At 56.0% G+C, this 24,982-nt stretch carries 22 protein-coding genes; 9 read left to right on the top strand and 13 right to left on the bottom strand.

The features are described 5' to 3' along the window. Positions 1–2: 2 nt before the first annotated feature. Positions 3–1,139 (bottom strand): efflux RND transporter periplasmic adaptor subunit, encoded by a 1,137-nt coding sequence (locus tag J8Z22_RS12615; protein ID WP_169629210.1) that lies wholly within the window; start codon positions 1,137–1,139, stop codon positions 3–5. Positions 1,140–2,111: 972 nt separating this feature from the next. On the opposite strand from J8Z22_RS12615, the gene J8Z22_RS12610 reads away from it, so the two are divergent. Beyond that, positions 2,112–2,819, top strand: a complete 708-nt coding sequence (locus J8Z22_RS12610) for a DUF3313 family protein (RefSeq protein ID WP_252006640.1) — start codon at positions 2,112–2,114, stop codon at positions 2,817–2,819. A gap of 52 nt (positions 2,820–2,871) precedes the next feature. Here the strand turns inward: J8Z22_RS12610 and J8Z22_RS12605 are convergent, their stop codons facing one another. The 6 genes from J8Z22_RS12605 to J8Z22_RS12580 form a co-directional block, all read right to left on the bottom strand. Next, complete coding sequence (locus tag J8Z22_RS12605) at positions 2,872–3,204, bottom strand: PBPRA1643 family SWIM/SEC-C metal-binding motif protein (RefSeq protein ID WP_028111900.1); 333 nt, start codon at positions 3,202–3,204, stop codon at positions 2,872–2,874. A 124-nt stretch (positions 3,205–3,328) separates the two neighbouring features. Beyond that, positions 3,329–3,892, bottom strand: coding sequence for a DUF1566 domain-containing protein (locus tag J8Z22_RS12600; protein WP_028111901.1), 564 nt, complete (start codon positions 3,890–3,892; stop codon positions 3,329–3,331). Between the two features lie 3 nt (positions 3,893–3,895). Next, on the bottom strand, positions 3,896–5,347 hold the full coding sequence (locus tag J8Z22_RS12595; protein ID WP_252006639.1) for a DUF1566 domain-containing protein: 1,452 nt from the start codon (positions 5,345–5,347) through the stop codon (positions 3,896–3,898). A 16-nt stretch (positions 5,348–5,363) separates the two neighbouring features. Next, positions 5,364–7,604 carry a proprotein convertase P-domain-containing protein gene (locus J8Z22_RS12590; protein ID WP_252006638.1) on the bottom strand — a complete coding sequence of 747 codons (2,241 nt, stop codon included), beginning with the start codon at positions 7,602–7,604 and terminating at the stop codon, positions 5,364–5,366. A 9-nt stretch (positions 7,605–7,613) separates the two neighbouring features. Next, entirely contained in the window at positions 7,614–9,752 is a 2,139-nt protein-coding gene (locus J8Z22_RS12585) for a TonB-dependent hemoglobin/transferrin/lactoferrin family receptor (protein ID WP_252006637.1), read from the bottom strand. Further along, positions 9,749–11,764 (bottom strand): prolyl oligopeptidase family serine peptidase, encoded by a 2,016-nt coding sequence (locus tag J8Z22_RS12580; protein WP_252006636.1) that lies wholly within the window; start codon positions 11,762–11,764, stop codon positions 9,749–9,751. Before J8Z22_RS12580 ends, J8Z22_RS12585 begins: the two co-directional genes overlap by 4 nt. A gap of 291 nt (positions 11,765–12,055) precedes the next feature. Between J8Z22_RS12580 and J8Z22_RS12575 the strand changes: the two genes are divergently transcribed. From J8Z22_RS12575 to traF, 3 genes are all read left to right on the top strand, one after another. Then, positions 12,056–13,285 (top strand): Xaa-Pro peptidase family protein, encoded by a 1,230-nt coding sequence (locus tag J8Z22_RS12575; protein WP_252006635.1) that lies wholly within the window; start codon positions 12,056–12,058, stop codon positions 13,283–13,285. Between the two features lie 155 nt (positions 13,286–13,440). Further along, entirely contained in the window at positions 13,441–15,504 is a 2,064-nt protein-coding gene (locus tag J8Z22_RS12570; RefSeq protein ID WP_252006634.1) for a M13 family metallopeptidase, read from the top strand. A 248-nt stretch (positions 15,505–15,752) separates the two neighbouring features. Next, entirely contained in the window at positions 15,753–16,946 is a 1,194-nt protein-coding gene (gene traF, locus J8Z22_RS12565) for a conjugal transfer protein TraF (RefSeq protein ID WP_084144317.1), read from the top strand. Positions 16,947–17,013: 67 nt separating this feature from the next. Here the strand turns inward: traF and J8Z22_RS12560 are convergent, their stop codons facing one another. Next, positions 17,014–17,919, bottom strand: coding sequence for a DMT family transporter (locus J8Z22_RS12560; protein WP_028111909.1), 906 nt, complete (start codon positions 17,917–17,919; stop codon positions 17,014–17,016). Between the two features lie 132 nt (positions 17,920–18,051). On the opposite strand from J8Z22_RS12560, the gene J8Z22_RS12555 reads away from it, so the two are divergent. Together J8Z22_RS12555 and pdxH are read left to right on the top strand one after the other, a co-directional pair. Beyond that, positions 18,052–18,864: a helix-turn-helix domain-containing protein gene (locus J8Z22_RS12555; protein WP_084144318.1), complete on the top strand. Its 813-nt coding sequence runs from the start codon at positions 18,052–18,054 to the stop codon at positions 18,862–18,864. An 85-nt stretch (positions 18,865–18,949) separates the two neighbouring features. Then, complete coding sequence (pdxH, locus tag J8Z22_RS12550) at positions 18,950–19,588, top strand: pyridoxamine 5'-phosphate oxidase (RefSeq protein WP_252006633.1); 639 nt, start codon at positions 18,950–18,952, stop codon at positions 19,586–19,588. Here pdxH and J8Z22_RS12545 read toward each other — a convergent pair. Continuing rightward, positions 19,540–20,031, bottom strand: coding sequence for an N-acetyltransferase (locus J8Z22_RS12545; protein WP_252006632.1), 492 nt, complete (start codon positions 20,029–20,031; stop codon positions 19,540–19,542). The two genes, pdxH and J8Z22_RS12545, sit on opposite strands and share 49 nt — an antisense overlap. Positions 20,032–20,185: 154 nt before the next feature. Between J8Z22_RS12545 and can the strand changes: the two genes are divergently transcribed. The 3 genes from can (at position 20,186) to J8Z22_RS12530 (ending at position 21,896) form a co-directional block, all read left to right on the top strand. Beyond that, positions 20,186–20,830 (top strand): carbonate dehydratase, encoded by a 645-nt coding sequence (gene can, locus J8Z22_RS12540; protein WP_028111912.1) that lies wholly within the window; start codon positions 20,186–20,188, stop codon positions 20,828–20,830. Between the two features lie 104 nt (positions 20,831–20,934). After that, positions 20,935–21,402, top strand: coding sequence for a hypothetical protein (locus J8Z22_RS12535; protein ID WP_252006631.1), 468 nt, complete (start codon positions 20,935–20,937; stop codon positions 21,400–21,402). Further along, complete coding sequence (locus J8Z22_RS12530; RefSeq protein ID WP_252006630.1) at positions 21,402–21,896, top strand: hypothetical protein; 495 nt, start codon at positions 21,402–21,404, stop codon at positions 21,894–21,896. The genes J8Z22_RS12535 and J8Z22_RS12530 overlap by 1 nt, the downstream gene beginning before the upstream one ends. Positions 21,897–21,920: 24 nt before the next feature. Here J8Z22_RS12530 and J8Z22_RS12525 read toward each other — a convergent pair whose 3' ends face one another. The 4 genes from J8Z22_RS12525 to J8Z22_RS12510 form a co-directional block, all read right to left on the bottom strand. After that, complete coding sequence (locus tag J8Z22_RS12525; protein ID WP_252006629.1) at positions 21,921–23,174, bottom strand: DEAD/DEAH box helicase; 1,254 nt, start codon at positions 23,172–23,174, stop codon at positions 21,921–21,923. A gap of 113 nt (positions 23,175–23,287) precedes the next feature. After that, on the bottom strand, positions 23,288–23,464 hold the full coding sequence (locus J8Z22_RS12520) for a hypothetical protein (protein ID WP_156896927.1): 177 nt from the start codon (positions 23,462–23,464) through the stop codon (positions 23,288–23,290). Between the two features lie 309 nt (positions 23,465–23,773). Continuing rightward, on the bottom strand, positions 23,774–24,316 hold the full coding sequence (locus J8Z22_RS12515; RefSeq protein WP_084144320.1) for a YgjV family protein: 543 nt from the start codon (positions 24,314–24,316) through the stop codon (positions 23,774–23,776). A gap of 57 nt (positions 24,317–24,373) precedes the next feature. Continuing rightward, positions 24,374–24,952, bottom strand: a complete 579-nt coding sequence (locus J8Z22_RS12510) for a Crp/Fnr family transcriptional regulator (RefSeq protein WP_035415241.1) — start codon at positions 24,950–24,952, stop codon at positions 24,374–24,376. Positions 24,953–24,982 lie beyond the last annotated feature (30 nt).

Below are 24,982 nucleotides of genomic sequence, written 5' to 3'. Positions count from 1 at the left end.
TCCTATTGTCCGGAAGTCTTGCTGCCTGCCTGAGCAGGGAAGGGGCGGCTGTTATTGACCACAACGACGGTGCCTTTCTTCAGCTGCTGCTGATTGGAGGTGATCACCTGGTCGCCGGGCTGCAGCCCCTCAAGAATGCCGACCCAGCCGTTGCGGCGACTGCCGACGGTGACGGTTCGTGCCTCTACCACAGTTTCCTGTGCTGCGGCATCAGCGGATGAGCTGCTTGAAGGCCGTGAGTTTGTCGCGTCTGGGTGGCTGACAACAAACACGGTGTCGCCATAGAGGGAGTAGCTGACCGCGACCACAGGTACAGGAATCACCGTCTGGCTGTTGTGGGTGACCACTTCGGCCTCGATGTACATGCCGGCGACAAATTGAGCGGTGCTGTCGTTAATGGTGGCGCGAACATCAATGTTACGGGAGACATCGTCGACGGAGGAGCCGATGGCACTGACGGTAGCGTTGTAGCGATTGCTGCCATAGGCGTCGGTGTTGAAAGACACCGTCTGACCCACCTGAATTTGTGGAATGTAGCGCTCTGGCAGTGAGAAATCGATGTACTGTTTATCGCGGTTTTGCAGTTCAATCAGGCTTTCCCCTGGCTGAATAAAATCGCCAATATTGATGTGGCGTAAACCGACGGTACCGTGAAACGGCGCTTTAATTTTCATAAAATCAATTTGCGTCAGGATATACTGGACATCGGCTTGACTGGTTTGCAATTTAGCCAATGCGGAATCCACGGCGTCTTGTGAAACACTATGAGTTTTTAATAGCCGCTTTTGCCGGTCATACTCTAACTGTGCCAGAGACAAATTGGCCTTGCTGGTTGCCAGGTTCGCTTGTAGCAGACGATCGTCCAATTGAACCAAAACATCGCCTTTTTGTACCTCGCTGCCGGATTCCACATTGATAGAAAGAATCTGTCCCGCCAGTTGTGGAGTAATGCTGACACTCTTGTCCGAAGTAATATGGCCTACTGAAGTCAGCGTCGATGTCCATTGTTCTGACTGTGCCTCTAGGGTGGTAACGGGCACGGCAGGAGGTGTAAACGCCTTGACCTTTTGTTGAATCTTATATTGCTTTAGAAAATAGAAGCCAAATACGGCTACCAGAATAAGCAGTATCGCCAGCACAATGCTGATGGTGAATCTCTTTGACATTACCGACTCTCTGTCTCAAATGATTGGGGGAGTGGCGCTCGGTGCGTCACTCCCCTTTAAATGGAATAAAAGAATGGTATTCGCCTTGATTATAAAATGTATCATCTAAGGGTAATGCTTTCATAATCAGTGATGTTATATTTCAACTTTAATGCATGGTGTATTTTTCGCTCAAAACTGCAATCTTCACTCAAGTGTTTGTATTTTAAGGCCTTATGGCCAATATAAAAATTATAAAGTGAAATTTTATTAAACTTTAGATACTCATGAGGTTATTTATTCTGACCTGAATTAATGTAGAGGTAAGGTTGTCTTAGCGATGATGGTTTGTGTTGCCGTTGGTAATGGCAGGCCAGCATCAACTGTAGTCAGTAGCAGAATGATGCAGACACAATGTCTGAATGAGGAGGCAAGGTATGGTGAAAATGAAATCCATATTGGTCTCGATTCTCTTTGTTGTATCCGGTAGCGCTTCGGCGAGACTGATTAGTGAAGATGAACTTCCAATATTTAATAAACAAATACAGCAGGTAGAGGTGCCTGATAATTGCACAGACATCATAATCTCGAGCAACTCTTCCGGGTATAAAAGAGTCTCAGACTCAACGAATTATCTGTCGCAGTTTACTGAGGTGCCCAGAGTGACAGTCACCAAGGCTAGGCAAATGAATTTGACCATAGAACGGTCTTTTTATGTTTACAGTGGAGTGGGTACCGTAATGTTGACCAAAAGCATTATTACCCAACTGGAAAGGGACCGGCCGGATTATTTTTCGATAGTCCTATACAAAGGTTACTCTGAAACGGCTTATGTGAAAGAGAGTGTGGCTTACGTGGTTGAGTATTCCGCTGCAGGCCTGTAGTTGTTTTCTATTTTATTTAATCGTCGTGATGTTTTATTTACGCATTGTGTTTTCCTTAACTTTTAATGAATGAGCGTTCCAGATGTATAGAAATTTAAGTTGGTTACTTCCCATTGTCGGTGCTTTGGTATTGACAGCCTGTTCCAGCAAGGCGCCGACCGAAGAGGAGTTGGCCCTCGCCAATGTGCCGTCAAAGGCGGCACTGAAGGAAGTGGATTACAGTCAGGATGAACGGGGCGTGCAGTGGATCGCTGCCGACATTGACCCGGAGTATTATACCGCGCTGCTGATTGCGCCGGTGCAGTTGGCTGCGGACGCAAAGCGAGAGAAACAAATTCCGGTGGCGGTACTGACTAAGCTGGGGCAGGTACTGACACAGCGGCTGCAGGCGTCGGTTAAGGCGCCAGTTACCCTGGAGACAAGCCCAGGCGAGCATACAGTACAACTGAATCTGAGAGTCAGTCGTGCCTCAGCGGTGCCCGAAGACATGAGATTGACCGAAGTGATCCCTGTCGGCGCCGTGATCGGTGCGCTGAAGATGGCGGCGGGCACCCGGGACGAGTCGGTTCGGATTGTCATCGAAGCTCAGTTGGTGGACAGCGTGACCAAGGCGCCTCTGGCCGAACGCATTGCGGTAATGTCCGCCGCAGGCGTGCTGGAAAATGATCATTCCACGCTTAAGTTTGAGCAGATTCAAGGCGCGGTGGATGACTTTGTCAACGAGGTACGAACCTTTGTCTACAGCGCCGCTTATCAGGTTCGACAGCAGCAGACACAGGTCGGGTCCTGAGCCTTAGGGCTGAGACCCCAAAGGGCCGCTTAAGTCCTTTGGGGGAATGCCGTTAGCCGCAGCACTTTTTGTACTTCTTGCCACTGCCGCAGGAGCAGGGGTCATTGCGGCCCGGCGTCTTCTCGAACGTGGTGGTGGTAGGCTTGTTGAGCCAGCTTTCTAATTCCAGCAAGTTCTCATTTTCATCAGGGTTGACCGTAATGGTGGCAACCAGTTGGTGCTGTTCAATCTGTGCCTGAACCTCTTCCTGGCGCGCCTGAGTCTGAACACTCAGTGTCAGAGGGTGCTCTTTGGTGCCGAGGATGGCAGTGCGGTTGGTGTTGTAGCCGTAGCTTTCGTGCTTGGGCTTTTTCTCGATGCGGCCTTTGTAGAAGAATTTGGACATGGGAAACCTAGTGCTGAAACCTGAGGCAGAGGGTTATACAGCAAATGGTGGCGGGAGAAAAGCACCAGGATGGACAGAGAGCCAGCATCCCCCCGACAGGATAACTGTCGGGGGGAGCAGAGGCTTATTGATCGGCGACCAGCAGCACGGCGTATTGACCCTGACTGAATGTCGGCCCCTGGTTTATCACTAGGCCATCGGCGGCATCAAACACAAACACGTCACTGCCGGTGCCGGCCGGGGTGCTGCTCCAGAAGCTGGCCTGAACATTGCCTAGGTAGCTGTCAAACGCACCGGCAAAGGCCTGATCGTTGATGGCCGGGTAATGGCAGGCGGCCTCTTTCAGCGACACCAGCTCTTTGATGTTGGGCAGGCGCCAGGATTGGATGCCGGCAAACTGGTGCAGGGCGTGGCCGCTGCTGCTGTTGATGGCCTGCACTTCATTGAGCGCCGATGGCCACAGCATGCCGCTGCTGCTGCCCTGGCAGCGACCGCTGGCTTTATCCCAGGTTTTGCCAATGGGGCAACGCATCCAGGTGAGGCCGGTTTTCAGGTCTTTGACGATGCCGGAGTCGTATTTTGCGAACCGAGCATTGGGCGCGGTCATGTCCATATCCGATTGGCAGTTCTGTGCCATGGCGGCGCTGCTCAACAGGGCGAGAATGGAGGTGATAATAATGCGTTTCATGATTTAATCCTTGGTGGCGACCAGACGAGTTGGGAACAGGTAGGAGTAGCCCTGATCTGCTGCGGAATCTGAAGTGTAGAGTTCGATGGTTTCAATGTATCCGCGATAGCTTCCCATCGAACTGACGAGGTTGTATTGCACGCTGCCGTCTGTCTGATAAGCGGAGTAGGCGTTGTAGGACAGGCTGTTGGTCCAGACGCTGCCTTGTTCGACGTCCGGGCTGCCCAGACTCTGGTGGGGGAACAGGGCCGTGGGCAGAGCCATGACATCGTCGTTGCTATTGGTTTCTGTTACCCCGAGGTTGAGCAAGTTGTAGAACTCGTTGCCTGTGGGCAGACGCCAGCGGTCGCTGCCACAGAGTTGGTCAGTACTGAGTTGCTTGGCATAGTCAGCGGTGGTGCAGATGCTATCGCCAGCCTGCTGGCAACCGGCTTTGGCCAGGTCGTCGGCGTAGGGGCTGAAGTGGCCGTCGATCTGCAGTGCAAACAGCCGGTCTTTGTACTGAAGGTCACTGGAGACGTCGGATTTTACTTCCCACATCAGGCCACTGCGTTTATCCAGCACGCAGCGCCATTCCGAGGCGTCGGCGGCCAGTTCATTGCCGTCTTTATCCAGTTTGACCAGCTTAAAACCGGCTTTACTCTGTCCCTGAGGATCGCTGGCATCCAGGCCGTGTTCGGCATCCTGGCCTGGGTAGTCAGGCTGAGGTTCGATGACATCTTCGCTGGCGGAACTGTCGCTGAAGTACCGATAGACCCCGGTGTCATTCAGTGCCACCGTTTCAGTTTCAAGCTGCTCAAGTTGAGCGATCAACGCGGTGATCTCGCCGTTATCACTGCTGGCTTGCGCCAGGCTGGGAGCAACGGCCAATGTCAGGCCCAGTGAGGCCAGCACCGTCTCCCGATTGTTGTCATTCAGTTGCTTCAGCAGGCCAACCAGATTGGCGTCCACAGTCGCCAGACCGGCGTCATCGCTGTTGTCCAGCAAAGCCGCCGGGACGGGAACGCCGAGGCGCTGTATCTCATTGACCACCAGTTCGGTGGCTTGCTCCAGAGTAACGCCGGTGCTGATCAGGCCAGCGATTACCGTGGTGATGGCGTTGATGTCGTTGCCGGTTTCCAGCTTACGGGCCGGCGCCACCAAACTGGCTTTGGCGGCGGCCCCGGCTACGTCGTTGTCAAATGCGGCCACCAGTGGTGAGGTCAAAATGTTCTTGTCGGTGCTGGTGAGGGTAAAGCTGCCACTGCTGGCAGTGCTGGCCGGTTCGCCGCTGTCGCAACGGAAGTTCTGGTTCAAATCGGCGCACACCTGGGCTTGCTGAGCCACGTTGTTACTGGTGACCTCACCGCTCACGCTGTAGGTGGGCGCCTGATTGTCAGAGCCGCCGGAGCCACCGGATCCGCCGCAGCCGACCAGGGCGACGCTAATGGCCATGCAAAGTAGAGTCTGTTTCATGGGGTTCTCTTCTTGTTTATTGATGTGAAAAACGACGGAAGGCCAGGGGCAGCAGTGCCAGCAGTGCCAGCCACAGAGCGCCGCCACCGGACGATCCGGATGGAGTCGGGGTTGGGGGAGTGCCGCAGTCATAATCGCTGATGCGACCCACGCCCCAGCGGGTCAGGGTGCCGGCATCCCCGGGTTGATAATCGTTAAACTCGAAACGCCAGGCGCCCTGAAGGGGCTCGCCTTTGAGCCTTGCCAGTCCTTGATGGTGCTTGAGTAACAGGGTGGTGGTTAAGGTGCTGTCCAGGCTGGAGGAGGCCGAGCGCAGTGTCACGCGAGTGCCGGAGGGGGACACCAGGTTAATGGTCAGGTCTTCCATGTTGTCATGCTGCAGGCTCAGCTGAACGGCAAACTCGTCATCCACGACCGCCTCAGTATCATTGATGATGAAATTCAGCGATTTGAATCCGGCGTTCTGACGGCCATCACTGCCGACAACGGCGTCGGGCAGGATCAGGTTGCCGGTTTGGGGAGCCTGATCCAGTTGCGGCAGGCCGTTGATCATCCACTGGCTGGCGCCGTGCTGCTCCGGTTTGAGATCGTCGCCGTATTGAACGTTCATTTCCGCGGTTAGGGTGAAGGGGGCGCCGCAGGCCAGGTCATTGGGCAGAGGCAGAGTGAGATCCAGGCGTTCAAAGTCCTGTTCATCCAGATCCTGGCTGCCGCCGGCAGAGTTGGACAGTGTGCCAATAACCTGTCCTTGACGATGGGTGGCCAGCAGGGAGACCTTGGCAGGTTGACCCGGTTCAACAAAGGGGGCATCACTGGTCAGGATAAAGGGCGCGGACATCAGGCCGTGTTGGCTGAAGTGGTGCTGGAACAGGCTCTGATAGTTCTTGGTCGGAAACATCTCTCCCGCCAGGGTCACGATGTTGGCGGCCATATCCGCCATCTTTACGCCGCGACCGACGCCATAGAAGGCTTGCAGGATGATGCTGTCGATGTCATCGAAGGCATCGGAGCCTTCGGCGGCAACCGCGGCCTTCAATGTTTGAAACAGCGGTGTCGACCACAGTTCGTCTCCCAACTCGCCAGCGACACTTTCGTGGGCTCGGTATTCGGCGGTGGGGATGTACCTGGCGCGAGTATTGTTGAGGCTGCGGGTGTGCTGTTTAAACCCGAACCAGCCATCCCAGTTGAACACGGTGTCCAGTTCAAAAGCGGTATCCTGACTGTGTTGCTGGCGATAGCTGTGCGCCCCGGCCCAGTAATCACCGAACCCTTCTCCCAGAGCCTCGGAATGGCCATAGGCCCAGTCCGCAACGATGTGGTAGTTGATGGCATGGCCAAGTTCATGCAACACGATGTCGGCATCGAAGGCATCGGGAGAGCCGCCGATGCCAAACACCAGGGTATCCACATCGATGAGGTAGGTGGAGTTGTCTTTGTTGATGCCACGGCCATCGAATTTGAGAGGCTCACTGAATACCGAAAACCCCAGTGAGGTCAATCGTTGCAGGGCACTGTCCAGGTGGTGGAAGGCCATGGTGTGGGCAAAGCGGTCGTTGTTCATGTCGACGGCGGCCAGTTGCGCCAAGCTATCGAATCGACTCAGCCCCTCTTGAGGCAAATAGTCGCTGTCGATGTCGGCGTCAGCCTCGCCCACAGCCGGAGTCAGAAGGTGTTGAATATCCACCTCCCGAACCCGGTCGTTGGCCAGATAGAAGCCGTCTTCAGCGGAATGAACGACGGCAGCAACCTGCTGGTATTGTGCAGCAAACGGGTAGTCGCTGAGCTGCTTATAAGGGCTTTCCGGCGCCTCGGAACGGTTCATGGTGCGCAAATCGGGATCGAACACCTGAAGGGTGGCATCAACGGCGACCAGAGGACCGGGAATTTCGGTAGCCACCAGGGTTCTGGGGTGCTCCAGCTCTGCGGCGGTGGTGGGTTTGCCGTCGCGAAGGATGGTGTCTTCTAAGCTGACGAAAACTTTAACCAGTTCATGGCCGTTGTTGGTCGTGGCCACCAAGGTCCGCTGCTGCTGGTATTGACCCTGTTTCCAGACATCGAAATGGTAGTGACGGCCTAGCGGGCTTTGCGATTGGTACCTGAGTTTCAGGTCGCCAGCTTGTGGGTAACGTTGCTCGAGGAAGGCCTCGATGCTATCGGCGCTGCTGAGCACTTGTGGCTGCGCGAAATGGTCCCACTGACCGGCAGTGGCCATGGAGCTGCACAGTGCCAGAGACAGCAGAGAAAAACGATAAGTCATGTCAGCTCCTTAAAAAGCGTAGCGCGCGTTGAGGGTGAAGTAACGACCGGGCTGGGTGGAATACCAGCTTTGGTCCGCCGCTGTGCCGGCCACATCCTGATAACGGGTGTATTTGCGGTCGAACAGGTTGAACAGGGTGAGGCTGAGATCCAGTGAGTCCAGCAGTTGATAGCTGACGCCCATGTCCACGCTGGCCCAGCCGGAGGTAGACGCACAGGCCACTTCAATGCCGATATCGCTGCTGCAGCTGGGGGTTTTGTCCATGGCGGCGGCCCAGTTGATTCGGGCAAAACCCGATAGGGTGTCATCGGCGTAGTCCAGTGTTAGTGAACCTTCAATGGGGGTCATGGTGCGGATGTAGTTGTCCTGGTCGTCCTTGCCCCAGACCACGCCGGCCTTACTGTTCAGTTGCCAGTGGTCAGTGAAGCGATAGCCCAGCGTCAGCTCGGCGCCATAGGTTTTAACGCCGTTAAGATTTTCGTATTGTCTGAGAGTCAGTTCCTGATGTTCTGGGTCTCGACCAATATCTTGAACATCAATAAAGTCATCAAAGGTTGAGTAGAAGGCGGCCACGTAGACCAGCCAACGGCCGTCATCGAATTTGCTGCCGATCTCCAGGTTGTCGCTGGTCTCCGCTTTCAGGTCCAGGTTTGGAATAAGAATGAAGGGAGTTATGGGCACAAAATCATGATTGTTGTACCCAAAAACTTTGTCGTAGCTCGGGGCCCGATAGCCGTGGTTGTAGCTGGCGTACAGGTTCCACGAAGGGTTCCACTGGTAGGCCAGAGACAGGCTTGGCGACAGCTCCTGGCTGGTGTTGTCGTCAACAGTAACGCCGCCGATGCTGTTTTGACCGTCAGGTTTGAGTTGATGCAGGTCGAACCTCAGCCCCGGGGTCAGGGTCCACCCACCTTTGGTGATTACGTCGCGCCAGTACACGCCCAGGGTGTTGGACTTTGCCGGTACGAACGGCACGTACTCCGTTGGCTGAACGCCGTTCCAGTCGATGATGGTTTTGTGAATGGGGCGCTGATGTTCGGTAGATTCGGCCAGCACACCATAGGCCATCTGATGGTCGTAGCCCAGCCAAGAGACCTGCTTAAGCAAGTTGGCCGACAGGCCGGTGAGCTGGTCGTTGAACTTTCGGGTTTCTATTTGCCGCCGTTTTACGGTGATGTCGTTACGGTGTTGGTACATCAGCACGTTTTTATCGGCATCGTTCTGGCTGTCGCGCCAATAGAGTTTGCTCTCCAGGCTGTCATAGAAACCGTCGACGCGATCGTGCTCGAGTCCCACATAGGCTTCGAGCGAATCGCTTAATGTCTGTTCCCAAAATGTTTCGGCATGCCAACCTCCATCGAGCTGCATCAATGCGGTGCCCTCATTGCGGGTCATCTGCTCCCGGTAGTAGCTGGCCTTGGCGCGCAGCAGCAGATCGTCGCTCCAGTAGTGGGACAGGGTAAAGGCGCCGCTGTAGCCGTCGATGTCGCGGTTGTAGTTGCTGCTGTCATGGTTGTTGGACTCCGAGCCATTCCAGTAGGCGGCGCGCAGCAGGCTGTCGGTATTACCAAACCGGGTGGCGAGGGTAGCGGTGCCACGGGCCTTATCGCTGATGCCGGTATAGGTGGCGTCGGCGCCGATGTAGAGATCCTTATCTTTCAGGTAGTCTTCCGCGGTTTTGGTGGTAACCATGACCACGCCGCCGATGGCGCCGGATCCAAATACCGATGAGCTGGCGCCTTTGACCACCTCAATCTGTTTTACTTCGCTCAGGTCAAAGCTGTTGCGGCCAACGTTGTTGTTCAGATCGTTGGCGCCGTAGCCGTCGGTCACTCGAATGCCGTCCTTGACCACGGCAATGCGGTTGCCGGTCATGCCTCGAATGACGATGTTTTGTGGGCGGCCGGCGCCACCGGTTACGGCAACGCCAGGTTCCCGGTTTAGAACGTCATACAGCTCGGTTGCCCCTTCTCGTTCAATGGTGTCGGCATCGATCACGGCAACTGAGCCGGCGGTCTTGGAGAGTGACTGCGAGACTTTATTGGCGGTGACCACCACTTCGTTGAACTCGGTGGCGGCTTCTTCACCGCAGGCGGCGGTGGTGGCCATGGCGCTCATCAGCGCCAGGCTCAAGGGGGAAAGTTTCATTGACTGCTCCGCTTATTGGATTGAGTGGCCATCAGCAAAAAGGCGTACTCACGGGCTTGCTGCTCCGAGGCGTTGCGATGGTCACTGCTGTGACCGCCGGCGAAATCGGTACTCAGCAGGTAGGGGCCTTGGCCGGTACTGATGGCTTCGAGGCGGCTGAGGTATTTGGCGCCTTCCCAATAGGGAACACGGCGATCATTGAGGCCGACCCGCACCAGCATGGGCGGGTAGGGCAGTGGCCTCAGGTTGCTGATGGGGTCGTAGGCTTTTATGAACTCGAGTTGCTCGGGCACGGCGGGATTGCCCCACTCCTGGTGCTGTTGCGATGACAGCGGCAGGCTCGAATCACTCATGCTGGCGAGGACATCGACAAAGGGCACCTGCAGCACCACGGCATCGAACAGATTGACATCCTGATTCAGTGCTGCGGCTACCAAGGTACCGCCAGCGCTGCCACCAATGGCGCCGATGGGGTGGTCGCCACCGTTGAAATGCCTCAGGGCTTTGGCACTGGCAAGATAATCGGAGATGGCATGCTGTTTGTTGGCGCCAATCCCATCCTGATGCCAGGGCTCGCCCAGATAGCCACCGCCGCGAACGTGGGCCACCGCGTAGATGGCGCCCCGATCCAGCAGGCTGATGATCTGTGGCATGAAATAGGGGCGCATGGTGACGCCGTAGGCGCCGTAGCCGTACAGAATGACAGGTGAAGTAGCCGTCATGGCGTCTTTGCGGTACGCCAGGGTGACGGTGACTTTCACATGGCCGGAGTCGACCTGTATCTGCTCGCTGTGGTACAGGTCGGCATTGAAGTGTGGATAGTGATCCTGGGACAAGGTCTGCCAGGACAGGTCGGTGAGATTCAGCTCGCGCCATTTTGGTGGCGTAATCATCGACATCGAGCGGATGCGCAAACGGTTGCTGGCGTAATCACCGTTGCGACTGACCCAGGCCACGCCATTGGCTTCGCCAATGGCCATCGACTTCACCAGTGTGCCATCGGGACTCAGAATCTGCAGCCAGCGCTTGGGACCGAGTTTTGTCACGGCTACGGTGGCCGCCTTAAACAGGTAATAGTTGTCCAACTGTTGGCCTTTCTGCGGCCGGTACAGCAATGACAACTTTTCCGGCTGAGTCAGTGGCGCCTGGTACAGAGCGAACTCGCCTTGATGATTGCTGTTAAGGTAGAGAGCGTCTCCGGCCACATCGGCGTAGTAGTCAATACCCTGTTGGCGCGGCAACAAGGCCGGGCTCAGGGTGCCATCTTTGAGATTGAGCAGTCGTTGTTCGGTGGCCAATTCGCTGTTGCTCTGAATGACGACATAGTTCGGATTGGCACTGCGGTACATCGACATCAGCCAGCCTGAATCGGTTTCATGCCACAACCGTTTTGGCTGTGGGCTTGATAGTGCCAGCCGGTACAGGCCGTCGGGACGCAGGGTGTGGGTTTCCTGGCCAATCAGGTACAGCGCCTTGGAGTCCCCGGACCATTGCAGATAGCTTTCCCATCGTTCTGGCAGCTGGGACTCCTGGCCAGTGGCCAAGGAGAGGACGCTGACCCGGTATTCGCCGCTGCCACTGATGTCTTCGGCCAATGCCAGCGACTGGCCGTCGGGGGACAGGCTCCAGGCGCCAAGTTGGTAATAGTCGAGGGCGTCGTCCCGTTGGTCCAGATTCAGCAGTGACCGTTGTTCACCGCCATTGCGGTGTCGCTCGATCAGGGTGCGCTGGCCATCGACCACCACCACGCCGTACTCAAACTCACCACGGATTACCCAGGGTTTCGAGGCTTTGGTTGCGGCAGTGTCGGACCATTGCTGCAGCAGTGCGCCGGTGAGGGCATGGTGCTCTGAAAAATAAGCATCACTGCGGCTGTTGTGTTGTTTCAGGTAGTCCAGTACTTGAGCCGAGCTGCGGCTGTCGTCTCTTAGCCAATTGAAATCAGTGTCTTGATTGGCCACAGTGTCACTGCTGACCAGGGCGAGGCTAAGGCAGAGGGGAAACCAGTTCATGATGAGTTTACGTTGCCGTCGAAAAGGTGGCGGCATAGTGCGATCAAATGATAATGAGATCAATTCTCATTATCATTAAATTGTGATCGCAATCACTCGTTTGTTGGTTTGAGTGTCGATTATTTCGGCAGGAATCTAAGGCTCTTACCATTTAAGTGACGGTTTCAATGAAACTTTTCTGTCGATAGCTGAGTCAGTTGTGGCCTTGAGTCGATCAATAAAGGCGCTTGCATTTCCGCTGTTGGATTGTCAAAATTTGCATACAATATTCTATTTTTGTTAGGGGTAACGATGACAGTGGGTGTGGGAGGCTCTACGGCAGAGCAGGAGTGGGCGCGACTGTCGAATCTCAGCGACAAGGCGCCTTCTATCAGTAATGGCGAGTTCAAATTTCGAATGCAGCGGGCGGTGACCTTGATGCAGCGCCAGGGCCTGCGAGGCATCTATCTCAATGCGGGTACCAACCTGTACTATTTTACCGGCCTCAAGTGGTCTGCGAGCGAACGAATGGTCGGCGCGCTGTTGCTGGACAGCGGCGAGTTGTTGTACATCGCGCCCCAGTTTGAACGGGACTCTTTGAGAGATTTCATGCAGATTGAAGCCCCGTTTCATGGCTGGCATGAACATGAAAACCCTGCCGAACGGGTGGCGGCGTTATTGGCAGAGCGGGGCATCGAAACCGGCAAGTTGGCGATGGATGAATCGGCCGCTTTTTTCCTGTTTGATGGTTTGCGCCGGGCTTGCCCTCAGATTGAGTGGGTTAATGGCAGTTGCATCAGTGCCCGGTGCCGAATGATTAAGAGCGAGGCGGAGCTCGCCCTGATGCAGACCGCCAAAACCATGACTCTAGAGGTACAGAAATCCGCCGCCCGCATCTTGCGGGAAGGCATCACCACCACCGAAGTGACCACCTTCATTCATGAGGCTCACAAACGGGTTGGGGCGCCGGGGGGCTCGTCGTTTTGCATCGTGCTATTTGGGCTGGCGACCAGTTTCCCACATGGCGTTAAAGAGCCGCAGCGATTGAAGCGCAATGACTGGGTGTTGATCGACACCGGTTGTCTGCTTCATGGTTACAACTCCGACATTACCCGAACCTATTGCTTTGGTGAGCCCAGCGAGCGCCAGCGGCAGATGTGGCAGGTGGAGAAAGACGCCCAGGCGGCTGCCTTTGCGGCCGCGCAACTGGGACAGCCCTGTGAGGCCGCCGATGCCGCTGCCCGCGAGGTGTTGCAAGCCCATGGACTCGGTCCTGACTACCAGGTACCCGGGCTGCCACATCGCACCGGCCATGGCTGTGGTTTGGACATCCATGAATGGCCCTATCTGGTTAAGGGCGATCGGACGCCACTGGCCCCGGGCATGGTGTTCAGCAATGAGCCGATGCTGGTTCTCCCGGGGGAGTTTGGCGTCCGTCTTGAGGACCACTTTTACATGACTGCGTCCGGTCCTCGTTGGTTTACCACCCCATCGCACTCTGTGGATGACCCTTTTGGCTATCAGCTTGATGCAACTCATTGATCCTGAATAACCCTTTTACGCCCCGCCTTCGGGGCGTTATTGTCACTCCTTTGGAATAGAGTTGTAACAAAGTCGGTTTTGACCTGTTGCTGTCCTGCCGCTAGTATCTGACTGTTTAAAACTAATTAGCTACAACAATTCATAAGGATATGCTGATGAAACGCTTATTTATTGGTGGCTTGTGCGCCTCAGCTTTGGTACTGACCGGCTGTGCACAAAATGAACCGTCACAACCCACCGCCGTGGCCGAAGCAGTGCAGCAGCAATTGAGTTCCGGTATCGAGTTCGCCAACTTTGATACCAGTGTGCGTCCGCAAGACGACTTCTATTCCTACGTCAACGGCACCTGGCTGAAGACCAGCGAGATCCCTGCCGATCGCACCAGCTCCGGTGCTTTCTACGATCTGCGTGAAAAAGCTCGCGATGACGTTAAGGTGATCATCGAAGACCTGGCTGCCAAGTCGAACCTGAAGGCGGGCAGCGATGAGCAAAAAGTAGGTGATCTGTATCGTTCCTTTATGGATACCGACAAGGTCAATGAACTGGGCCTGACCCCGTTGAAACCGGAACTGGCCAACATCGCCGCCATCGACAGCAAAGCTGGGGTTGTGGCCTACTTTGCCCACAGCCAGACCATCGGAGCCGGCACACCGCTGGCGTTCTACATCAATGTGGACGCCAAAGATTCTGAGCGTTATGCCACTCACATCTGGCAAGCGGGTCTGAGCCTGCCGGATCGCGACTACTACTTCAACGACGAAGCCCGCTTCGTGAAGTTGCGCGAGGGTTTCCTGGCGCACATGGAGAAGATGTTCACCATGGCTGGCGTCGCCAACCCGGCCGAGTCTGCCAAGACCGTGATGGCCATCGAGACCAAACTGGCTAAGGGCCACTGGACCCGGGTTGAAAGCCGCGACAGTGAAAAACGCTACAACAAGTACCAGACCGCAGAGTTGTCCAAGTTGGCCAGCCACATCGATTGGGCGGTCTACCTGAAAACCATCGGCGGCGACAGCCAGTCTGACATCATCATCAACCAGCCAAGCTACATCGAAGCGCTGGACAAGGTGGTGGCCGAGACTTCGGTCGCGGATTGGAAAACCTACCTGACCTGGAATCTGCTCACTGCCTACTCTGGCATGTTGTCCCAGGAGTTTGACACCGAAAACTTTGAGTTCTTCGCCCGTAAACTGAACGGCCAGGAACAGCAGAAAGAGCGCTGGAAGCGTGGTGTTGCCCTGGTGAGTGACAACCTGGGTGAAGTGGTTGGCAAAGTGTATGTCGACAAGCATTTCCCGGCCGAAGCCAAGGCTCGCATGAAGGAGTTGGTTGAAAACCTGCGCAAAGCTTATGCGGTCAGCATCGATCAGCTGGAGTGGATGAGCCCGGAAACCAAGGTTAAGGCCAAAGAGAAACTGGCAGCCTTTACCCCGAAAATCGGTTACCCGGACCAGTGGGAAGATTACTCGGCCCTGAGCATCGACTCGGACGATCTGGTGGGTAACGTGATGCGCTCTGCCACCCTGGCTCACAACAAGGATCTGGAGAAGCTGGGCGGGCCAATTCGTCGCTACGAGTGGCACATGACCCCACAAACCGTCAATGCCTACTACAGCCCGGTAATGAATGAGATCGTGTTCCCCGCGGCCATTCTGCAACCGCCATTCTTTAACATGAACGCCGACGATGCCGTCAACTACGGTGGTATTGGAGCGGTTATCGGCCACGAAATGGGCCACGGTTTTGACGATCAGGGTGCGCGTTACGACAAAGACGGCAACCTGAAAAACTGGTGGACCGAATCGGATCTGAAGGCATTCCAGAAACGCGGCAGTGCCCTGGTGGCTCAGTACGACGGCTATCAGGTGTTCGACGACCTGCACGTGAACGGCAAGCTGACCCTGGGTGAGAACATCGGCGACTTGTCCGGCGCCACCATCGCCTACAAAGCCTACAAGATGTCTCTGGAAGGCAAGCCGGCCCCGATCATCGATGATCTGACTGGCGACCAGCGCTTCTTTATCGGCTGGGGTCAGATCTGGCGTGGTAAATACAAGGAGCAGGCATTGCGCAACCGGGTTGCGACCGATCCGCATTCCCCGTCTCAGTTCCGAGCCAATGGTCCTCTGTCCAACATGACCGAGTTCTACAGCAGCTTCGACGTCAAGCAGGGCGATGCCATGTATTTGCCTGCTGAGAAGCGCGTAAAGATTTGGTAATCTAGCGTCACGCTGATGTAACACACCCCGCTTCGGCGGGGTGTTTTTGTTTCAGCGTCTTAACAAATATGAGGCCAACGACATGTTGAGCCTTTATTGGGGAGAGCATCGGGTCGCCTTATCGACACAGTAGGGGACCGATGATTTGGGCTTGGGCGTGCCGGCTGCATTGCAGACGGGCAACCGAGCCGACCGTGGATTGCCTGCGTGCAATTGCATTAACACCATTATTATAAAATTAGGATGAGATGATGAAACTGTCCGTATTGAGTCTGGCGCTGGCCGCCGTTGCCGCGCCCGCCGTGGCTGTTGTGGGTATGGATGCGAAGAGCGGCGGCGCCGCCAACACCGGCATCGCCAGTGGTGACTTCACCCGGGCGCCGCTGAACCCGGCGCTATTGACCAAGTTTAAAGACAGCGATGATGTCTATCTGAGGCTGGGCGTTGGGGCGCTGGCTAAAGAGTATGAAGACGCACTCGATCAGGTGGATGCCACCCAGGACGCCATCGATGCGTTCGAAGCCAAGATTGAAGCGATGGATCCGGCCAACCCACCGACTCAGGCGGATGCGGATGCTCTGATCAAGGAGTTGCAGGCGCTGGACGACACCACCCTGGTTGGGGAGGCCAATCTGGACTTCGGCGTATTCGTGCCCAGTAAGTCGCTGGGGTTTGGCGTAACCATCGGTGGCTATGTGGTGGCCAACGGCGATTTTAACTACGACGCTGCCGATGGTCAGTTGGTCAACGACGCGCTCACCACCGGGGTGTTTGATCCGGATAACCTCAAATCTGAGGGCATCGCCCATGCGGTGGCAGTCAGTGAGTTGGCCCTGTCGTTTGCCCACCAGGCCAACCTGCCTCGGGTCGGCGATATCGCCTTTGGCCTCAGTGCCAAGTACCAGCGTTTCGACAGCTATCTCTATACCGCGAACATCAACAACTACGATAACGACGACTACTTCGATGATCAGTACATGAACGACAAAGGCGCGTTCAATATGGATCTGGGGATCTACAAGCCTTATGGCAACTGGAGCTTTGCCCTGGTGGCCCGGAATCTGATCAAGCAATCGATCAAGAACATCGATGGAGACAAGATTTCACTGGATCCGACCGTCGTTGGGGCGGTGGCTTGGAGTCAGGGCATGTTCACCGGCACCATGGAGTTGGATCTGATCGAGGATGAGTCCTTTGTGGTGAAAGGCGATGCCCCGCAACTGCTGCTGGCCCGTCAGTACGCCCGGGCTGGTATGGAGGTGGATTTCTCCCACCTGCAACTGCGGGCCGGTTATCAGACCGATTTGTCCAGTAACTACGGCGATCTGCTGACTGTGGGGCTGGGGATCTCGCCCTGGGATACCATCAGCCTGGATCTGGCCGGCCAGTTTGGTGACGACGACGAGCGTGGCGCCATGCTGCAGTTGGGTGTGAAGCTGTAGTTCGGCGACCAGCATGGAAAAAGCCAGCCGCTTCGGGCTGGCTTTTTTATTGAGTCCAATTTAAGGATTAGGCCGCCGGTGCGCGTTTGCGGCGCAGTCGCAGCGGGGTTTTGAGCCGCTGGGCCATCAACACCCCAATCAGGGTCAAACTGCCACCCAGATAGTGATGCAATGACAGGGTTTCTCCCAGCAGCCCCACTGCCAGCAGGGTGCCGATGACCGGGTTGAGGTTCATAAAGCTGGTGGCTTTGTTTGGTCCCAGATGTTCCAGCCCTTTCAGCCAGGCAAAGGTGGCCAGCAATGAGGCGACGATGGCCGCAAACAACACCAGCGGCAGCGCCTGTGCGCTAACCGTGCTGTCCGCCTGAGTCAGGAACACCGGCAGCAGCCAGATGGCGCCCATGGCCATCTGCAAAAACAGCGACGGCCAGGTGGAAAACGGCAGTTGCCAGCGTTTAATCAGTACCCCATAGAGGCCGTAACAGGTGGCGCCGAGCAGCAGCAACAGGTCGCCCTGGTTCAATTGATGTTGAAACAGCGACAGGGGATGCCCTTCGGTGATCAGGTAAGACAATCCCAAAAAGGACAGCAGGGATCCGGCCACCATTCCCTGGGTGGGTTGTTCGCGCAGCACGACAATGCTCCACAACATCGCCATCATCGGCACCACAGAGCCAATCAAGGCGATGTGGGTGGCAGAGGTGGTTTGCGCCGCCACGTAGGTCAGGGTTTGCAGTGCAACCATACCCAGTCCACCAAGGATACTGAGTTTAAACAGGTGTTTTTGCACCAGCTTTCGCTGTCGCCACAGAGTGGGCAGTACAAAAGGCAGCAAAATACTGGCGGCAATCATCCAGCGATAAAAGGCGATGGCAGCGGGATCGATCAGTCCCACAGACATCTTGCTGACGATGCCGTTTCCCGCCCACGCCACCACGGCGACCAGGGGAAACAGATACGCGGATTTGCTCACAGGCAACGACTCCACAACAGATCTCGAACGAATAATGCCGGCATTCTACCCTGTCTCCAAAAAACCATATAACGATTATCGGACATGATGTTATGCTGTCAGGACAGTTTTCTGAGATTCGGGTCAAATTACATGGAACCGGCGAATGGGGTATCACTCCTGGAGCGCTATCCACTGCCTTTCGAAGCAACCACCAGTGATATCTATCTGCATCAGGAAGACATTTCTGCCAACACCACGTTTCTGCCACACAGCCACGCCTGGGGCCAGCTCAATGTGGTGGTGGCCGGGGTGATGGAGATCAGCGTCGATGGTCGGCCATTTCTGTCGCCGCCTCAGTACGCCATCTGGATTCCGCCGCTGGTGGAACACACCAGTTACAGCCGCCAGCGGGTAAGCTACCGAGCCCTGTACCTGTGTCCGGAATTATCGGCGCAATTGCCGAAGGAGGCCTGCATGATTCGTCTCAGCAGCGTGTTCTGGGCCATTATCGAGGATTTTGCCGATCGCCAGCAGGAGTACGCCAACACCGAGGCGGATCGGCGCCTGGCTCAGGTGATGGTGGATCAGTTGGCCCAGGCCGAACCCATGGTGGCCTATCTGCCGCTGAGTGAGGATCCACTGATCAAGCCCATTTTGACCACACTGCAGCTGGACCCGGCGGATAAACGTACCCTGAGCCAATGGGCCTCGCAGGTGTACTCGACTGAGCGGACCTTAAACCGTCATTTTCAGCGCAAACTGGGGATGAGCTTTTCTGACTGGCGCCAGCGGCGCCGTTTCCTGGCGTCTCTGGGGATGTTGCGTTCCGGCATGAGGGTCAACCAGGTGGCGCTGGAGCTGGGTTACAGCAGTCCGTCGGCATTCATTACCATGTTCAGTCGCTTGTCCGGCACCACCCCGGAGCAATACCGAATTCAGCGCAGCCGCCAAAGCGGCGCTTAAACAACGACGGGGGAGCCGGTACACTGTACGACAGATTGGCGCCGGTCGCCTGAGAGTGAATTGTAGATATCAAGGAAAGGGAATTGTGGCTGATTTAAGTGATGTACGTCGGGAATACCTTAAGGGCGGTTTGCGACGCAAAGATCTGCCCGGGGATCCTCTGGTGCTGTTTGAACGTTGGATGCAACAAGCCGCCGAGTCTGGCTTGACCGACCCCACCGCCATGAGCCTGGCGACGGTGGACAGTGACGGCCAGCCCTATCAGCGCATCGTGTTACTGAAACGGTTTGATCGCAATGGCTTGGTGTTTTTCACCAACCTTGGCAGCCGTAAGGCCAAGCACATGGCCAGCAACCCCAAAGTCAGCCTGTTGATGCCCTGGCACGAGATTGAACGCCAGGTGCACATTACCGGCAGCGCCGAGAAACTCTCCAAGACCGAAGTGCTGGAGTATTTTGTCACTCGCCCCAAAGACAGCCAGATAGGCGCCTGGGTGTCCCAGCAAAGTAGCCGAATCTCGGCGCGCCAGGTGCTGGAGTCCAAGTTTTTAGAGTTAAAGCAAAAATTTTCCAAAGGGGAAGTGCCGGTACCGGACTTTTGGGGCGGCTACCGGGTCAGTCCCGACAGCCTGGAGTTCTGGCAAGGGGGCGATCGCCGTCTGCACGACCGGTTTCTCTACAGCCGTGACGATGACCAGTGGCACATTGAACGATTGGCGCCATAGTGAACCGGCACTTTCCGGCGTTTCAGGATCAGACTGACGTCGCCGCTGGCGGTGCGGTGACTGACCTGCCAGCCCAGATGCTGGTAGAAGCCATGGGCACGGGTGTTGGCGTCGGTATACAGGCGTATCGCCTTGACGCCGTTGCCAAACAACCAACGACAGGCACGATTCAGCAATTGTTTGCCAATGCCCCGGCTCTCAAATTCCGGTCGTACAAACAGGGCCCAAATGCTGCCGTCGCTGCCGTTGGCGATCACAAAGGCCACCACTCGCTGCTCCTGAGTGCAGACCCAGCCGCGCCCCCGGCGGCTGAGGTAACCGAGTACTTCGGTGTCGGTGACAGAGCCGGAATGACTGAGGCGGTTTTCCGATACCGAGCGGCGCACGCTTTGAATGGCGGCGATGTCGTAATGTTGAGCAAGGCGGAACTGAATTGGACTCACTAAGTGGCCTGTAAATGTGAGACAAGTTGGTTTAATGGTAGTTAACCGTTTGAAATGTGCCAAAAAAGCGAATGATTAGGGTTGCTGTTTCGACCACTTGAAGGCTATTTTGTCGGTATAATTTGCCGGCATTTATGAAAAATAGGAAAGATTCATGTCCAACCTAGAACATCTGTTTCAGCGAAATCGCGAATGGGCGAACCGGATTCAGGAAGAAAACCCAGAGTTTTTCAGCCAACTGGCTCAGCAGCAGAATCCAGAGTACCTGTGGATCGGTTGCTCCGACAGCCGGGTGCCGGCGAATCAAATCATCGATCTGGCCCCGGGCGAGATTTTTGTCCACCGCAACATTGCCAATGTGGTGGTGCACAGCGATTTGAACTGCTTGTCGGTGATTGAATTTGCCATTGATGTTCTGAAGGTGAAGCACATTATCGTTTGTGGTCATTATGGCTGCAGTGGCGTTAAGGCGTCGATGGAAGCGGATTATCTTGGCTTGGCCAGCAATTGGCTGCGTCATGTCCGCGATACCTATGAGGATCATAAACTGGTTCTCGATGAGATGAGCGAAGAGGAGCGGGCCAACCGCTTGTGTGAGCTCAACGTCATCGATCAAGCTGCCAACGTCTGCCAGACCACCATCGTCAAGGCCGCCTGGGATCGGGGTCAGGAGTTGACGGTGCACAGCTGGATTTATGGTCTGAAGGATGGACACATCCATGATCTCGGCCTGAAAGTGAATGGTCGTGGTCAGGTCTTTGGCGCCAGGAAGGCCGCCATGGAAGCGATCAACAGTTAGCTATCTCTTTCTAATTTCTTGCTATAGTCTCCTTAGTAGTTGAATTTTCTGCCCGCATTCAGCGGGCAGAAAGTGTGGTTCAACCGCCGTACTTTGGAGCCTTTATGATCGTTCGTCCCAGACAGTCCCGTGCGTTTAGCGGTGACATACGCAGTAACCGGCCGGTGGAAGAGGTCTTTCCCCTGTTTTGCCCGGTGCGTGAGCGTGAGTGGGTGCCGGGCTGGGATCCGCTGTTGGTGTGGACCAACTCCGGGGTGATAGAGCCCGATTGCGTGTTCACCACTCAAGACCCTGCCGGCCACGCCGTTTGGTATGTGGTGCAGGCCAGTGCCGAACAGGGGGTGCTGGAGTTATTGAAAACCGTCGCCGATCATATGGCCACCCGCATTGTAATCCGTGTCTCTCCGGCCCCGGAAGGCAGCCTGATCCAACTGAATTACCGCTACACCTCACTCAGTCCCCGCGGCGTGTCTGCGCTGGAGAACTTGACCGACAGCTATTGGGCCCAGTTCATGCAGCGTTGGCAAAAGGCCATGGAGCGTCACTTTAATCAACAACGAAGGAGTGCCTGATGCGCGTATGGATTGCCTGTGTGGTGATGGTGCTGGCGCTGCCGGCGTATTGCTGGGATTTGGATCCGCACCTGGAGCCGCTGCGACCGTTTTTGGGAAAAGTGTGGCGGGGGGAATTTTCCGATTCGACTCCAGAGAAGCCGGTAGTTGATGTGTCTCAATGGCAACCGGCCTTGCAGGGCAAAGCGGTTCGCATCACCCATTCATTGAATCAGGGCCAGTATGAAGGGGAAACCCTGATGGTGTGGGATGCCCAGGCCGAGAGCATCGTGTTCTACTACTTCACCACCGCCGGGTTCTACACTCAGGGTAAGGCTTACAGCGAAGATGGCGTGTTCTATTTTCATGAAAAGGTCGCTGGCAGCGGCGATGGCATCGCCGAGGTCAAGTCGGAGGTGCGCCTGGTGGACGGCCAGATGTTGCAGCAGGCGTATTACCTGAAACAGGGCGAGTGGGTCAAAGGCCACAGCGCCGTCTATCAGGCCGTCCATTAATCGACGCGCGAAGCGTCGACCCCCTCAGTGCTTATCGCCCCGGGATTGTTGCGCCGCCAGAGCCCGGGCCTTGTCTTTCTTACTCATCCGTTTGCCTTTTACCGGCGCCTTGCCTAAGGCGCTGTCGGTGGGGGTGGTGATCACTCGCTCAAATCCGGCGATCTGCTCCCGCTTAACCTTATAGCCCTTTTTCTTTTCAATTACCGAGAAGCCATGCTCATCATCAATGCCGATAAAGCTGATGGCCACCCCGGTGCTGCCTTGACGGCCGGTTCGTCCGATGCGGTGGGTGTAATCGGAGACCGAGCGGGGCAGGTCAAAATTGACCACGCAGGGCAGGTCGATGATGTCAATGCCCCGAGCTGCCAGATCCGTCGCCACCAGAACCTGCAATTCGCCGCTGCGAAAATCGGCTAAGGCGCGATTGCGGGCCCCCTGAGTCATGTCTCCGTGCAGGGTATCGACATCGAAGCCGGCTTTATGCAGCTTGCTGGCCAGATTGTTGGCGGTGCGTTTACTGGCCACAAAGACCATCACCTGGTGCCATTTATGCTGGTCAATAAGGGACTGCAACAGGGCATTGCGTCGGTTGCGGTCGACCTCGATGGCACGTACCTCCACCTCATGCTGCTCGATGGGCGTGTCATAGACTTCAACGGTTTTGGCGTTGTTCAGCAGGGCATCGCACAGGGCATCGACTTCCGGTGGAAAAGTGGCCGACATCATCACGGTCTGTCGCTGACGCGGCAGCAGGGCGACGATGGCGTCCAGTTCCGCTTTGAAGTCGGCATTGACCATCTTATCCGCTTCATCCAGTACCAGAGTCTCCACTTTACCCAGCTTGAGGGCGTTGCAGGACACCAGATCCAGCAGCCGTCCGGGGGTGGCGATGACCACATCGGCGCCGCCCCGCAGTGCCATCATCTGCGGATTAATTTTGACGCCGCCATAGACGGCGGTGACCTTGAGTTCGCCGGGGAGGGCGCGGGCAAACTGCTTCATGGTGACGGACACCTGAGAGGCCAGTTCTCGAGTGGGGACCAGAATCAGGGCGGTGGTGGTGCGGAATGAGGAGGTCGGCCGGCCGCTGAGACGCTGCAGAATCGGCAGGGCGTAGGCGGCGGTTTTTCCCGAACCGGTTTTCGATTGAACTCGCAGGTCTTCGCTGTCGAAGATCAGCGGAATGACCGCCGCCTGAACCTTGGTTGGCCCCTTGTAGCCCAGGGTTTGCAGGGCATGAGAAAACGGCTCGTTGATGCCCAAAAGGGGGAAGTTCATAGTGTGGCACTCGGTCTGATGAATAAGCAGCGGGCGAGTATAGCAAACCCTGCCAGAATCGCAGACACAAAAACGCCCCGCATGGGCGAGGCGTTTACACCGAGGTACGGTTATCAGGAAACTTTTTGATGCTCGTCATTATGACTCACAAACTGTGCCAGCTCATCGGCGAACACCAAATGCAACTCTTCTTCGATGTCGCGGAGGCGTTCTCGCAGTTCGGCGATGTTCTGGGCGTCCTTAAACCGACTGTGTAACAGGGTATTGAGATTAGACTTGCTTGAGTGCATCAGTTACCTCCTTGACCCACTGAGCTATCAAGTATGGCCGCATTCGGCATAAATTCCAGAAATCTGGACGCTCAGTAACTGGTATCGAAACCCGTAGTCAAATTTGTATCAAATTTGCTCGCTAAAGGCCAAGGAATCCATCGGAAAAAGCCTCGGTTTTTGTTGTTTTATTGACAGGTCGGAGCAGAGCTGCAAGGCCTAGTTGAATTGGGTTTTGGTATACAGTATTGAAATTCAAAGAGTTTAAATCTGAATTAGCCAAAAAAAACGGCTGATGCGACAGCCGTGGTTTATGAGGCGATAACCGTGTTACTCCCGGGGAGGAGCCAGCGTTGGTGACTGCCGCCTGAAAACCGAAAATTGGCTCGGCCGATGAAAGCGCCACAGGCCGATGAGATTACTGGTGATAAACAGGGTCTCCATGGCGATGGCCATCGGTGAACCGACGACGATGTTGTGCGCCAGCCAGAAGCTGATGCCGGCGATCATGCCCAGGCGCAGGCGTTTGTCGTCGCGTTGGAAGGCTGACAGGGTCTGCAGGGCGCTGCCAGTGGCACTAAGCAGGCTGGGTAATCCGGCCCAGCTCAGCAGGGTCAGGGGTAGGGTCAACAGTAAAAATACCCAACACCAGAATGGGCGGGTGGTGATCAGCGAGACGGCAAAGCGCACGCACGCCAGCGCCATTAACAACGCGCCAGTCCAATGGCCCAGCAGGGCGAAGTGGATGGCGGTCAGCAACGTGGACAGACACAAACAGCGCAGCACCCAGTGGCGTTGCCGGAATTGGAATGAACACAGGTCCAGCACAATGGCCACTGCCACCAGGCATTGAGACAGTAGATAGGTCGACATGACAGGCTCAGTGATTCAACAATGGCCCCAGTGTGGCAATCCTTGCCGTCGTTGCCATTAACCTAAGTTAATGCGTCGCTTGATTCTTGACAGGCTGATGGGGCTGATGCCGATGTAGCGCGCCAGTTGCGCCTGGCTGAGCACCTGATTCCAGTGGGGCCACAACCGGGTCAGGGCCAGATAACGCTCCTCGGGGCTGTGGAGCAGGAACAGGGCTTCTTTTTGTTCTTTGTACAGCAGCTGCTGGCGCAACAGCGGCAGTTGCAATACCTGCCAATCGGGTCGATCCAGCAGTGACAAGGGGACCTTTAATAACTTGGCCGCCGTCAGCGTTTCTATCTGGTACAGCGCCGGGCTGGCGTCGAGCCAGCTGGCGTACAGGAAACACAGCTCACCGGGGAAGTAAAACTCCTTGCAGCGTTCTTCGCCTTCGCTGGAGTAGTGGCAGGCTCTGAGTACCCCTTGCATCAAAAAGAAACCGAACTGCTGGGTTTCTCCTTGAGCCAGCAGGGTACTGCCGCTCTCCAGCTCCAGAGGCTGACAGCGGCTCAGCCCGTGTTGCAGCGCCGATGGGCTGAGCCCCAAGGCGGTGGCGAAGCCGCTGAAGTCGGTATGAGGTGATTGGGTAATGAGCATCGTCGATGGCCTGCCGGAGCACGCTCCGGC

Origin of the sequence: Ferrimonas sp. SCSIO 43195, assembly GCF_023716685.1 — a bacterium.
GTDB classification, from domain to species: domain Bacteria; phylum Pseudomonadota; class Gammaproteobacteria; order Enterobacterales; family Shewanellaceae; genus Ferrimonas; species Ferrimonas kyonanensis.
The sequence above is the reverse complement of the archived record's forward strand: the minus strand, read 5'-3'. Positions and strand labels throughout refer to the sequence as shown.